The following is a 14,123-nucleotide window of genomic DNA, read 5'->3' as shown; positions in this document are numbered from 1 at the left end:
TATTATATAAATCTCTGTGGTAAAAGATATTTCTTTTGCCAAGTGTAATTCTCTAAAACTTACTGCTTCTGACATCCCGGACAACTGCTACATCGCTCAGCGTTGTCACTGTCAAACACAGACATTCCACTGTCAAAGAAACTGCTCAGCATACAGATTGCCTGGGAGGATATTCCCTCACCGGTTCCTGTAAAGCCAAGGCCTTCCTCAGTAGTAGCCTTAACATTAACCTGTGAAATGTCGATGCCAAGATCCTCTGCAATATTCTGTCTCATTGTATCGATATGGGGTCTCATCTTGGGTGCCTGGGCAATTATAGTTGCATCGATATTCTCAACCATATAGTTTGCCTCTTCCAAAAGCCTTGCAACTTCGCGAAGAAGCGCTCTCGAATCAGCTCCCTTATACTTGGGATCCGTATCAGGGAAGTGCTTGCCTATATCTCCAAGAGCCGCTGCGCCCAAAAGTGCATCCATTATAGCGTGCAAAAGAACATCCGCATCCGAATGTCCTAGAAGTCCCTTTTCATATGGAATCTTGACGCCGCCAATGATAAGGTCTCTGCCTTCCACAAGCCGGTGCACATCATATCCCATTCCAACTCTCATGTCAATTTCCTCTTATTATTAATCTGTTTATACTTCCAAACCTGTCTTACGGAATAAGGAACAGCTCCACGATAAATGCCGCAAAGCAGGAAGCTCCTGCCACCGTAAGAAGGCTCTTTTTATTTAATGCAAGAAAAAGTGCCACTGCAAATCCAACAATAGATGATATCATATAATCCGTCGCTGACAATATTGCAGGAAAAGTCATGGCTGCCAAAGTAGCATAGGGAACATAATGCAAAAAAGATTTGATCAGGTTGCTCTTTATCTCCCTCCGGATAAGCGTAAGCGGCAATGCCCTTATAAGATAAGTAACTCCCGCCATAAGAAGGATGTACAAATATACTTTATTCATGACTTTCCTCCTTGACCGGTGCTATTATGGCTGCCCCTAACGCAACAACTACTGTTACTATTATAATCCTAAAGCCCGAAGAAATCATTTTTAATACCGGAGCATATGTAAATACTGCGCTCATGGCCATAGCTATTATGACAACCGCTGCTATAACCTTGTTGGTTCTTGTATCAGGAACAATTATAGCTATGAACATTCCGTAAATAGCAAGTCCCAGGCAGCTTATAAAAATCTGAGGAAGAATTTGTCCCGCAACTGCTCCGAGAACAGTTCCGAAAACCCATCCGAAAACGGAAGTAGCTATTAATCCATAGGAAAACATTGGATAGAGCTTACCTCTTTTAAATATGCTGACAGCGAATATCTCATCTGTAACACCGTAGGATATCCCCATTCTCTGAAGAGTATTAACCTCAGGTCCAAGCCTCTGTGAAAGAGCTGTAGACATCAGCATATATCGCAGGTTAATTATAAACTGCAAAATTGCCAGTTCAACAAAGCTGCCATTTCTGGCTATAAGCTCAAGTGCAGAAAACTGTCCGGCACTGGTCACATTAAGAAGCGATGTCATTGCTGCCTGGAATGTGGTCATTCCAATCTTGGATGCCTCAATTCCAAAGGCAAAAGAAACTGCTATATATCCCAAACATATAGGGATGGCATTTTGACAGCCCTCCAAAAAATCCCGAAAACTTCCTCTTTTCATAGACTCCTCATTTCTCCTCGTCCGAATGTTCAAGTCATTAGATCTAAGCCCAGCATCAGTATCTCAATATTTCAATATCTCAATATCTCAATATTTCAATATATCAATTCACCATTTTCCTAATAACTTCCGTAATGCTGACAGGTCCTATACTTCCCTGCACCATGACCGGCTGTCCGCCGCCCTTAGCACCAAATTCTGTTCTCATTACATTGCAAAGTTCTCTGCAGTCTTTACCAGCACTTCCAGAACCGATAATGAATCTATATCCCTCTTTTGCAGAACCCGCAAACACTCCGCAGTAGCCTTCTTTTTTCTCTGCAAGAGCATTTACGAACTTACGCATCATGTTAGAATCGAAGCCATCATCCTTTATAAGAAAGATATCGCTTTTGTCCGTGCTCTCAAAAACATCACTACCATTCTTATCAGAATTACTGTTTTCGTTTGAATCTTCCCCTAAAAGCTTCTCAATTTCATAGCTTATAAGCTCTTCTTTTGTTCTAGTCAGCTGAGTTTTAAGCTCTGTATTGTCCTCGAAAGCTCTTTTAACAGACGTAATGATCTTATCAGAAGAAGTTGTAAGCATTCCGGAAAGCTCGGATACAATAGCATGTTCAGAATTTATATATTCAAGAGCTCTTTTCCCGCATAAGATATTAACTCTTACGCCACCCTTATAGTTCTGGAGATTTGTAACCTTAAGTAGTCCGATCTCGCCTGTTCTGTCAACATGAGGCGCACAGCAGGCACAGATATCAACTCCCGGAATTGTCACAATCCTGACATCTCCCTCCAGCTCTTTTTTGCTGCGATATGGGATATCTTTTAACCTGTCAGCCTCGGGAAACTCACACAATACTTCAATATTGCTCCAGATCACTTCGTTAGCTCTTTTCTCAAGCTCTAAAGCTTCCTCCAAGGTGATCGGTCCGTCATAGTCCATAGTCACCTCACTGTCACTTAGATGAAAGCCCACATTATTGTAACCAAACTTACCATGGACAAGCCCTGAGAAAATGTGCTCTCCGGTGTGCTGCTGCATATTACTGAATCTGTGGTGCCAGTCTATACATCCACGGACCTTGGAGCCAACAGGAATTTCCTTATCTACCACATGAGTAATGATTGAGCCCTCTTCACTGTCCTCTATGCTAACATCAATAACCCTGGCCTGTTCCAAAGAAGGATCTGTTCCTTCCTGATCATCCGTAACTGCCACAACTTCCAAAAAGCCGCCATCACAGCCCTGTCCGCCCTGCTCAGGGAAAAAAGCTGTTCTATCAAGAATTACTGCATACTCAGATTTCTTTTCGCCATCAGATTTTGTTGAAATTCTCTCGCAGCTTATAACCTGCGCAAAAAACTCTGATATATATGCACTGTCATAATACAATTCTTTTGTCATTTAACTTATTCCAATCACGCATGTTTTTGTATTTTTATTCATCAAATACACTAAGGCTTATTCTATCATATTTCGCACCTATATTGTTACAAAAAAAGCCCCTAATCAGTATGCGCTACTGATCAGGGGTGAATTATCAAGGTTTACAGCTTGCCCTTTTGGATTGCAAAGTATTGATCAAGCTTTTCTTTGAGCTGGGCCTTGTTGATGGTCTTTAAAAGATAATCCACAGGCTTGAGCTTCATGGCGGTCAGGACGCTTTCCTTGCTCTGCTGCCCCGTAAGGAACATAACAGGAATAACACCAGTGTCCGAGTCGCTCTTAAGCATTTCGAAAATCTGTGGCCCGTTAGTTATCGGCATCTCGTAGTCCAGTAGCACCAGATCGGCTTTATTGATGGCAAGCCACTTGATTGCCTTAACACCGGAGTCAACCATAGCCACCTGATAAGACTCCTTGAGCCACTCTCTTATGGTCTGCATGTAAGCCACATCATCGTCGATTATAAGGATTGTCTTACGAAGAAGAGTTTCAGCCATACTGTCAAACTGCTTTTCCACTGCCTGAAGGAACTTCCTCATATCAAGCGGGCGCTCAAACCAGGCAGATACGCAGTCAAGAGGCACTGTCTTAACCACTACATTGTATTCTTCCTTGGCGCCTATGAGAATAAGCCCCTTATCCTTCTCCATGCACAGATCCTTGAGAAAGACCAAAAAGGCAGGATCATCAGAAACCGTCTCATCCATGTAATAAACAATAAGTTCCCCTTTATCAGCATGCTCCTGAAGCTGCTTGATCTCAAGCGGCACGTACAGACTGGTATAACCCATCTCCTTAAGCTTGGTCTCCATACCGTGAACAGAGAAGGTTTCCTGTGAACTTATGAAAAGGACATTTCGATTGCTTACCATTGGTTCCTCCTAATCACTCTATATCCATAATAACACGAATTTGGTCCCAATCCAGCTTTAAAAGATGATGCTTTATATTTAAAACCGTTTTTTCTATATCGTCTGGCAGTTTATATTCATTGAGGGAGTCCATGGCCATCTTGGTCAGAGTGAAATCCTCTGCCTGAACATATTCCTTAAGGGCCACCATTATATCCTGTAAGACAGCTTGTGGGATTGGCTCCTTGTCACTTGTTTCCATGTGGCTAAGGAAAACCTGCTCATATTTTCTGTAAAGTGAAATGAATTCCTCATGCTCTTTTGAAATAAACTTAAAGTTCCTTACTTTCCCGGCTCTCTCCATGGCTGCTGCCATCGTAGAAAGAACCATGGCACCTATGATCCTTGAGGTGCTCTTAAGAGCATGGGCTTTGATAGTGTAATTCTCGATATCCCCGTCCTCAAGGCATCTTTTTAATACCTCCACATTGTCATCTACGTGCTCCAAAAAAATCTTAATGGCAGAAATATAACTCTCTGCATCCTCGCTGTTTTTAAGGCCCTCCGTGGTATCTATCAAAGGCTCAAGAACAAGCCATTCTGGAAGCTTCTCCTCTTCCTTTTTAAAATTCAAGGAATCATCCAAAGCATTTTTACCACCGGCTCCTTCATCCACCTTGCTTTCCTCACCGTCTCCGGCAATAAGAGCTTCTCCTGACAAAAGACTCGTAACCAGTTCGCTAAGGACCTGTGCCTTTATAGGTTTACTGATGTACCCTGAGGCACCTTGCTTGATCATCTCTTCACTACTGACTTCTCCGTCATCAGCAGACATGAAGACCACCAGAATATCAGGGTCCTTAACTCTCATTTTCAGCATCAGATCAAGTCCGGACATGGATGGCATCTTAACATCAGACAGTACCAGGTCAAAAGAGCTGCTGTCAAAATAATCCAAAGCTTCCTCGCCGGAAAGAGCAGTTACAGTCTCATAATTATCCTTAAGTGCCCTCTCTGCTATTTTAAGCATCATAGGTTCATCATCTACTATCAGAATTCTTTTCATTGTCCTTCTCCTCAAATGCATCAAAGAACTTACCCTGCATCAGGTCACATCCCATATTAAACAGCATATCTCTTGTCTTCTTGTCATCCACACCGCTGGCAACTACCGCAAGAGGAATACTTGTAAGTGTCCTGATAGTTCCACTTAAGACTGCTCTTCCGCCTGCCGAATCCACCTGGGCCAGCATGCTCTTATCAAGCCTTACTGAGCTTATAGGCAACTCAGCAATACGCTTAACATTGGAGTAGCCATTTCCATAGCCATCAATTGCAATTCTGTAGCCCTGCAAGGACAGCTTTTTAATATTCTCATCAAAGGTTCCGGATGTGGATGCTCCTGACTCTTTTATTGAAAAACAAACCTGCTCCGGGTGAACATTATACTTCCCCCTAAGATTCCATATTCTATCCGTGAAGTTTGTCTGCATACCAAGAGATCTGGAAAGCTTAACAACAACGTAGGACATACCCTCTTTTGCAAGATTTCCTGCCCCAATATAGTCAAATACCCTTTCAATAACGTACTCATCCATAAGTACTTCCGAGCCCCTTGCTATGAGCGCTTCTTCCAAGGTATCCGTATCGATTTCTCCAAAAGCTTCGTTTCTAACCTTTGGCGCTGCCGCATAGAACATCTTTCTTTCCAGGGAAGCTGACCAGATAGGGAAGAAATCCACCTCCAGGGACTGATTGTCAATAGCGTTTCCCAATATCTCATCCAGTTTGCTGGCTATCTGATAGTTTCTTTGACCAAGGATCTGATCCGCATGGCAGAATATCTTACCTGAGGTATATCTGACAAAATCATGACCGAATCTTATAAGCTCGTTTGCACTGTTGATATCCTCAGGAAAAAGAACTGACACGATCCTAAGGTCCGCTTTAACTCCCATGGCTGAAATGCTGCCGTTTAAGTTTCTTATCTTATCTCTAACCTCCGGAATAGCCTGGGCCGGATTGTAGTCCTTGTCCTCAACAATAAAATAAAAGTTTCCGGGAGTCTCAAAATACAGATCGAAATCTACTTTTTCTTTTTTGCCATAGGCCACTACAGCCCTGTTCATGTTGTAAATATATTCGTAATAGGCTTTCTCACCAAGGTAGTTATTAAGTTCCTCTGCATTGGCGATACTGGCTATGATAATCTCAACCTTCTGTCCGGTACTCTCAATCTTGCCTATTTCTTCCTTGTAGGCGAAATATCCGGGAAGTGACGTATTCATATCAATCTTTTTCTCAGGCTTCTGAACAAAAATAACAATGAAAAGAAGCGTCATACTGGTAAAATAGCATTCCACCAGCATATTTGAATAAAAGTACTGGATAATAACACCCACCACATTAAATACATATAGTGTGGCGATTGACAGGCACTCGGATAAACTAAGCAGATGCCTTTTAAGTACCAGATATATTATTCCAAAGACCATATACAAAGCGGCAAGTCCATACACCACAAGGATAAGGCTGCCCCTTTCATAGCCCACTTCTTTGGTAACCTTGAAAACATAATGTGTCTTTTTATTGAAAAGAAGCATCCATAATGTGATCAGGTACGGAAGCAGGATTATGAGTCTTTTCCAAAACTGTCTTATCTGATACCAGGTTCTGGTTACCGAAAACAGATAGTATGTATAAACCGCATTCATACCGCTTCTGGCTGTGAAATAAACGTAGTTAGACACTGTTATGCCGATAACTCCAGCTTCATTAAGGGGAAAATGTTTACCGATAACATTTCCCACAGTGTCGCTGAATGTAGCCACAAAGGCAAAGATAATGATCAGGAACAAAAGAAAATTCGTCCTGCCCTTAACCATTTTCCTGGTAATAGTTGCTATCATCAGAACGACAAAGATCGGAAGCGATGCAATTTCAAAGTAAATAACGTTATTTACCATATCTTACTTCCTCGCATAAATAAGACCAAAGGTTCCGTATCCGCACTTGATTGATACTGCTGCAGAAGCCTTCTGCAGATAAATATTTTCAAATGGCACAATCTTTTTTACATCATCGCAGATCTGCTCAGCATCTCCGCGTTTAAGTCCCACATAGGTAATGATAAGAGTGTCTGTATCGATCTTACTTGGCTGACCAAGAGCAGATTTGATGTACTTATCCTTTACTCTGCCAAAATTTCCCACCCACATTCTGGATATTTTGATAGAGGAGTTTCTGGCTTCAAGAGCAGGATGAAACATAAGAGCCTCACAAATCTTGCTTACCCTTCCTGAAATAAAGCCGCCTCTATACAGGTACTCAGTCTTATCAATGATACAGGTGGTTCTGATTTTGTTCTTTTTCTTTTCAAGCTCATGTATTATCTGATCCGTATCTAAAAGGCCTGCCTCTGCCAGTTCCTTGGCATATAGAACCAGTAGTCCCGTACCGCTGGATATCTGTCCGGATTCAAAAACGTTAACATTATAGAAGGTAAGAGCCGCCTCACAGGCGTTAACATAGCCCTTGCTGACGCGCTTGGCAGAAGAGATATGGATAATATGCTGCGCTCTTGTAAGCTGCTCAGAGAAAAACTCTTCGTACTCCGCCACAGTAGGTGCCTCACTGTTAACCATCACCTTGTTGCCATCCATAGTTCTTATTACGCTATCGCTTCCTGCCTCTGCTCCATCGTAAAAGACGCCTTCGTTCACACGAACCTTGTAGGAAATAACAGGAATATTCAACTTGGCAATAAGCTCATGAGGAATGTCCGCCACTGAATCTGTAGTGATAAGGATCGGGATCTTTTTTTTCATTTCCCTGACGATCATATCAGACTCGTAGCTTTCACCCTCTTCGGCTATCTGCATAACCTTATCCTTAGGAAGTAGAGTTAGCACAGTATGCTCAAGTTCCACGGCATCTACAGGCTTAACCAGATATTCATCAAATCCCTCTCTCCTATAAAGGGCTTGATTTTCGCTTCCTGCATTAGCTGTAAGAGCAACCACAGGAATATCCTTACAAAGGCCTCCTGCCTGCTCTCTTATCGCATGAAGACATTCTATGCCATCCATCTGTGGCATAAGGTGGTCCATAAGGATAATGTCGTATCTCTTTTTCAGAGTCATCTCAAGGCACTTCATACCGCTATCGGCAGTATCAATTGTAAGCCTTGTATCCTTAAGAAGCTTTTTTACAACAAGGAGATTCGTCGAATTATCATCTACTACAAGAACACTACATTCAGGAGCTTCAAAGCTCTGGTGATACTTAAAGCGGTCTCCTTCCGCCCTGATCTTGCCAATATCAAAGTCTCCAATAATCGATTCCTCAGCAATCTCCTGCTCCAGATATACAATAAAGCTTGATCCCTTACTATAAACACTATTAACAGAGATGGTGCCTCCCATCAGATCCACAAGCTGTTTAACGATAGAAAGACCAAGGCCGGTTCCCTCAATATGCCTGTTTTTTTCCTCATCCTCACGGCGGAAAGCATCAAAAAGATACGGGATATTTTCCTTACTGATACCAATTCCCGTGTCATCAACAGAGTACGTAACCGCAGCTTTTCCGTCTGAAGTCTTGCTACAATGCACAGAAAGAGACACACTGCCCCTTTCCGTATACTTAATGGCATTGTTAAGGAGATTGATAAGAATCTGCTTGAGCCTCACCTCATCGGAAAAAAGAGCTGATGGCATACTGGGGTCAACATAAATACTAAATTTAAGGCCCTTTTCATTTGCCTTAACCCATACAATATTTACTATTTCCGAGAGCATCTTGCCCACATCATACTGGGCCTTAATGATCTCCATTTTGCCGGATTCAATCTTGGACATATCCAGAATGTCGTTTATTACCGAAAGAAGCATCTTAGACGCAGTCTGGATATTTCTGGCATTTTCGGCAACCTCACCGCTGACCTGGTCTCTTAGGATCATCTCATTTAATCCGATTATGGTATTGATAGGAGTTCTGATCTCATGACTCATACTGGAAAAGAATCTGTTCTGAGCCTTATTGAGTTCATCAATCTTCTGTGCCTGCTCGATGGCGTGCTGGTTCTCATCAAAAAGCAGTCTGTACTGTATTCTGACCATAAAATAAACAGCAAGGCCAACCGAAATTATGGCCGCAATAGAATCTGCATACCACATGCTTCTGTCATGGTTTTCAATCTGATTAGGGAAGTAGAAAGTAAATATGCACATAGATACAACAAAAGTAGACAAAAGAGCAATCATAACAGCTCTAAGCTTGCCCTCAAGAATAAGTCCAATGTACAGATAGGCAAAGCAGTACCAGATAATTCCGCCTCCTGTTAAGCCGCCCCCAAACAAGAATGCAACAGGAACGACCACAAAAACTACTCCGGAAGCAAGTACAGCAGCTCCAAGCTGAATTTTGTCCTTCTTAATGGCAAAATAAGTAATTAAAGGAGCCAGGACAGTAGTCAGGATAAGGGTAATGATCTCAATTAGATTTTCTCCAAATACCACATCCACTGCCACAGAAAGAAGCATAGCAGCAACACCAATAATGGTCAGCAATATGAATATCCTTGCCCTGATATTCCTCTCCGAATTAAGGATGTTCAGGATAAAAGCTCTTACCCTCTTATACATACAGTAAGACTCCCTTCACTTCTCTTTGCGCCAAAAAATTTCGTTTCAAATCAAAGTCAGGTAAACAGCGCCGCTATGGTGTTCATAAGTTCCTCATACTCATCGATAAAGGCCTTGTGATTGTCTTTTATGTAGCCTTCATCGCTGCTCTTGGCTGCCATTTCAAGAAGGCGGGCCTTCTCGGAAAGCTCCAGGGCACCAATCAGTTTGGAGGTACTCTTAACTCCGTGTACTCTTACTTCATAGTCCTTTATGTTGGATGTTTCCAGCAGATTATTTATTACCTCTATCTTCTCTTCCTTTTTGTCCACATACTCCTGCAGCAGTTCAAAATAAAACTCCTTGTCACCTCCGCAGTAATCGATTCCATAGTCTGTATCCACGTTCTTTTCCTTAAGAACAGCTATTGGATCAACTTCCTTTTGCGGGGCCTGTGTTTCTTTTGCCTTTTTTACTCTCTTAGGCTTTTCCTTGGAGTAAGAAATCTTATTTTTAGGAAGAACGCTCTTAAGAACGCGCTCAAGTTCTGCAATATCAATAGGCTTGGGAGCAAATCCATCAAACCCTTCTGCCATGAACATCTCTCTTGCAGAGCTAATGGCATTGGCTGTAAGAGCTATGATGCATAGCTCCTTACTCTGTCTTGAGGCGTTCTGTCTGATTCTTTTCATTGCTTCTACGCCGTCCATGCCCGGCATCATGTGATCCATAAATATCACATCAAAGTCCTGGGTATCGCAAAGCTCAATGGCTTCTTCTCCGCTTGAAGCAGTTGTTATATCCATTCCGTAGGCTTCAAAGATTTCCCTTGCAACCACCAGATTCATATGTTCATCATCCACAACCAGTGCTTTAACTCCTGGGAAACTCACCTGCTCTGAATCTGCTGGCTTGTCTTCCTCTGTTCCCTGGCTAAGGAATCTTGCAACCTGCTCCAGCAAAAGCGGTTTAAGAATAAGTGTTATATCCGGGCCCACTTCCCCCGTAAAATCTCTTTCAGCTAAAAGAGCTACCTTCTTTTCTTTAGCCAGTTTGTCTATGTAGTCTTTATTTGGTACATACTCATCTGTACCAATAAAAATATGGGTGATGGTGGTTGTATCCAGAAGTTTTTCAAGTTCCTGTCTGGTCTGAAGTCTGTAAAACGGAACCTGAAGCCCCTCAGCCATATGAGTCATCATGTCAGTATAAAACTCACGCATCTTGGGAATATCTTTTTCCAAATAGCTGATGAAACCGGCCACAGAAATCCATTGCTTGGTAGCCATACTGACATAAGGCTTCCTGTCAGCCACCATCTGAGGAATGCTGACTGTGACTGTAGTGCCTTCTCCGGGGGCACTCTCGATAGACAATACTCCATCCATGGCAGCGGTAAAACCATTTGCAATCGGGATTCCAAGTCCGAGACCGCCCATGGATCTGGATCTTCCGGAATCTACCTGATAGAACTTTTCATAGGCATTTTCAATCTCATCTTCACTCATTCCTATTCCGGAATCCTTAACTTCCATGACAAGGTTTATTCCGTAATCCCTTTTTATAGGATAAATGTGCAGATAAACGCCACCGATTTTCGTGAATTTTAGGCCATTTCTGATAAGGTGCCACAAAATCCTCTTTATTTTTCCATCATCCCCCACAAGAACCGATGGAATACTTGAGTCCACGTCAACAACCAGCTCAACCTCGTAATTTTGAGTCTGATAGAGCTTGGTCAAAAGATCGTTAATTACAGAGCTGATAGTATAGTTTTCACTTCTTACCGCAATCTTCTGCATATCTATTTCTGTGAAATCAAGAATATCAGTGATCTGCTCAGCCACTCTGTGGCCCGCATCCGAAATAGCCTCTACCTTACTCATGGTCTGCTCGGGAAGTTCTTCCTTTTCAAGGACATATGACAGGCCTATAACCGCACTTATAGGTGTACGTACTTCATGAGAAACATTGGCAAGGAAATTATTGGCTCTTGTATTTTCTTCCTGTAAAACCTCAATCTGTTGAAGGTAATTACTCTCAGCAGTGGACCAGGCCTTAATGATCCTGTCCATCAAAAAGGCACTTATAGGCACCAAAATAAAGATCACGGTGGTCCTTACAACGCTGTAAAGATCTACCGTCAGATTATTTTCACTATATCTAACTACCAAATGGAAAATAAGGCTGAAAACTGCACTAACAGTGCCTACCCAGGTCAAAATCTTTTCTCTGGTGAAAGAAAAGATAAGAATCATTATTACCAGGACAGTTCCGCAGTCATAGACCGCACTGATTTTCATGCAGTAATAGAAAACCAAAAAAACAAAGAAGCATCCGCTAAAGTAAAGCTGCATTTTGGTGGAAATCTGATTTATTACATATGTGGTCCAGGCCAGTCCGACTCCCACCACAATAACAGGAATAATCCATAATTCCCAATTAAGAATTCTGTTGAGTACTATGATCAGAGCAGCAAGAATAGTCATTGCCAATATTAAAAGAAGGTACGAAACCTTTTTTAGTTCATTGTCTACTCGGCCATTTTCCACCGCATTTTCCTCCATTATTTGTATATAAAGTATACTATATTTCGTTAATGGTTTTAATTAAATTTGCATAAAAAAAGCAGCCAGAAACAATGTTCTGACCACTTTTTTTGAGTAACACTTATATATTTCAGGAGAAAACAATTATCAAGGTTTGAAATAGCTGATAGTCTCTGTAAGTCCTTCAGCCAGCTCCTGAAGTTTGCCTGCCGACTCAGTAATGATTGAGAAGGTAGCATTGAGCTCCTGCATAGAAGCATTGGTTTCTTCTGTTGAAGCTGCATTTTCCTCTGAAATTGCGGACAAGTCAGAGATGATTTCAAGGAGCTTATCCTTGGCGGTATTAAGCTTATCAATATGATGTGAAATGCTGTCAGCGCTTCCTGATACGTTAGAAACATTATCAGCCATGCTCTGCATGTTGGTCTTGGTATCATCAAGCTGCTGTGACTGTTGTTCAAAGCTCTCATTAAGTCTCTGCATTACTTCTACAGAAGCTTCTGAATCTGCAAGAAGCTGATCAACAATCTTCTTGATTTCTTCTGCGCTGTTGCTACTCTGAATAGCAAGCTGTCCAATCTCAGTTGCAACTACCGCAAATCCCTTACCTGCATCACCGGCTCTTGCAGCCTCAATACTTGCATTAAGTGAAAGAAGGTTTGTCTGTGATGCAATTTCTGTAATAGCCTGAGAGAATTTGGAAATCTCTTTAGCTGAATCGTTTGTTGAATTAATGGTCTGTCCGATATCACTAACTGAGGACTGAACCTGCTGGCTCTGATCAATAAGCTTGCCGAGAGCTGACATAGCTGCTTCGCAGGATGTCTTCATCTCGCTTGCATATCCGTTAAGCTGCTGTACATTATCAGCAACTTCATCAATATCTTTTCCGATATCCTGTGTATTACCTGCAGCAGTCTCTACGCTGTCTGCCTGTGATACAGCACCTCTTGAGATTTCATCCACGGCCTGTGAAACCTGAGTGGAAGCTACCGATGCCTGATTAGCAGAATCTGCAAGTTCGGTTCCGGAAGTTTTAAGCTCATTGGACATATCCATTGTGGTTCTGATTACTTCGCTAAGCTTCTCACTAAGAGTCTTGGCTCCGTCAGCAAGAAGACCAATCTCATCGTTTCTGTCGATGGAGGACTGATCAATGTTTAGCTTAAGTTCACCTCTTGAAAGGCTTCCAAGCTCATCAGCGATGGCTCGCATCTTACCTGATGACTTATTAGCGATAATAATACCTACTGAAGATACAACTATAGTAAGTATCAAAGAAATCACTACCATCTGAAGAACAATATTGGTTATAGTCCTTTTTACGGAATCACTTTCTCTTCCTGCAAATACCATACCTACAGCTGTTCCGTCGGCCTGCTTAAGAGGAATATAGTAGCAGTAATACGGCTTTGCTGCGCCGGCAGGAGTGGTCTGAATAAAGAACTCCTGCTTATTGGTTACAACCGTACCATATACTGTATCTGAAATATTGTAGCCGGTGGCCTTTTTTCCTGAAGAGTCCATCATGGTGGTGATAACACGCTCTTTACCGTAGAAAATTGAGTATTCTATACCGGTCTTGTTTTTAAGAGCATCCATGATATTCTCGTACTCTTCCATGACATTTTCTTCGCCCTTATAGACAATTCCGTCCTGGAAACTCCAATCTCCATCCCATACGTTGTTCATTTCACTGTCCAGCTGCTCAACGGCCACAAGAAGTTCTTCTGTTACCAAATTCTTGTAGGTCTTTGAGATTTCAACACCACTAAGAACAGTGAGGGCTGTTGCAACAGCTACGATTGCTGCTACTGCTGCGAAAATAAGCTTTTGGATAAGTTTACCGTTACGCACTCTCGTTTCCATATAAGGGCCTCCAATACTCTTACAACAAAAAGAAAACTTTTTGACAATTGGGCATTTATATTATAAACGAAAATCCGATATTTTAGTTGTTTTATATTATTAAGTTTA

General features: G+C 42.0%; 10 protein-coding genes. All 10 read right to left on the bottom strand.

All coding sequences use genetic code 11. From position 1 onward, the window contains the following. Positions 1-59: 59 nt before the first annotated feature. The 10 genes from ispF to G613_RS0100765 all read right to left on the bottom strand — a co-directional run bounded on the left by ispF (position 60) and on the right by G613_RS0100765 (position 14,015). Positions 60-608: a 2-C-methyl-D-erythritol 2,4-cyclodiphosphate synthase gene (ispF, locus tag G613_RS0100820; RefSeq protein WP_029230836.1), complete on the bottom strand. Its 549-nt coding sequence runs from the start codon at positions 606-608 to the stop codon at positions 60-62. A 46-nt stretch (positions 609-654) separates the two neighbouring features. After that, positions 655-963, bottom strand: coding sequence for an AzlD domain-containing protein (locus G613_RS0100815; protein WP_029230835.1), 309 nt, complete (start codon positions 961-963; stop codon positions 655-657). After that, on the bottom strand, positions 956-1,672 hold the full coding sequence (locus G613_RS0100810) for an AzlC family ABC transporter permease (protein WP_029230834.1): 717 nt from the start codon (positions 1,670-1,672) through the stop codon (positions 956-958). Before G613_RS0100810 ends, G613_RS0100815 begins: the two co-directional genes overlap by 8 nt. A 103-nt stretch (positions 1,673-1,775) precedes the next feature. Further along, complete coding sequence (locus tag G613_RS0100805; protein ID WP_029230833.1) at positions 1,776-3,080, bottom strand: alanyl-tRNA editing protein; 1,305 nt, start codon at positions 3,078-3,080, stop codon at positions 1,776-1,778. 143 nt (positions 3,081-3,223) lie between these two features. After that, a complete protein-coding gene (locus G613_RS0100800; RefSeq protein WP_029230832.1) occupies positions 3,224-3,994 on the bottom strand; it encodes a response regulator in 771 nt (256 codons plus the stop codon). Positions 3,995-4,007: 13 nt separating this feature from the next. Continuing rightward, positions 4,008-5,039: a response regulator gene (locus tag G613_RS18290; protein WP_029230831.1), complete on the bottom strand. Its 1,032-nt coding sequence runs from the start codon at positions 5,037-5,039 to the stop codon at positions 4,008-4,010. Next, complete coding sequence (locus G613_RS0100790; RefSeq protein WP_029230830.1) at positions 5,014-6,939, bottom strand: EAL domain-containing protein; 1,926 nt, start codon at positions 6,937-6,939, stop codon at positions 5,014-5,016. The genes G613_RS18290 and G613_RS0100790 overlap by 26 nt, the downstream gene beginning before the upstream one ends. A 3-nt stretch (positions 6,940-6,942) precedes the next feature. Then, entirely contained in the window at positions 6,943-9,618 is a 2,676-nt protein-coding gene (locus tag G613_RS0100785) for a DegV family protein (RefSeq protein WP_029230829.1), read from the bottom strand. Positions 9,619-9,674: 56 nt separating this feature from the next. Continuing rightward, the gene (locus G613_RS18285) at positions 9,675-12,149 is read right to left on the bottom strand and encodes a response regulator (protein ID WP_051151009.1); all 2,475 of its coding nucleotides are present in this window, start codon (positions 12,147-12,149) and stop codon (positions 9,675-9,677) included. 144 nt (positions 12,150-12,293) lie between these two features. Then, positions 12,294-14,015 (bottom strand): methyl-accepting chemotaxis protein, encoded by a 1,722-nt coding sequence (locus G613_RS0100765; RefSeq protein WP_029230825.1) that lies wholly within the window; start codon positions 14,013-14,015, stop codon positions 12,294-12,296. Positions 14,016-14,123 lie beyond the last annotated feature (108 nt).

This window comes from Butyrivibrio sp. VCB2006, assembly GCF_000420945.1.
Taxonomy (GTDB): Bacteria; Bacillota; Clostridia; order Lachnospirales; family Lachnospiraceae; genus Butyrivibrio.
Note: the sequence above shows the minus strand (reverse complement) of the source record. Positions and strands in the feature narration are given on the sequence as shown.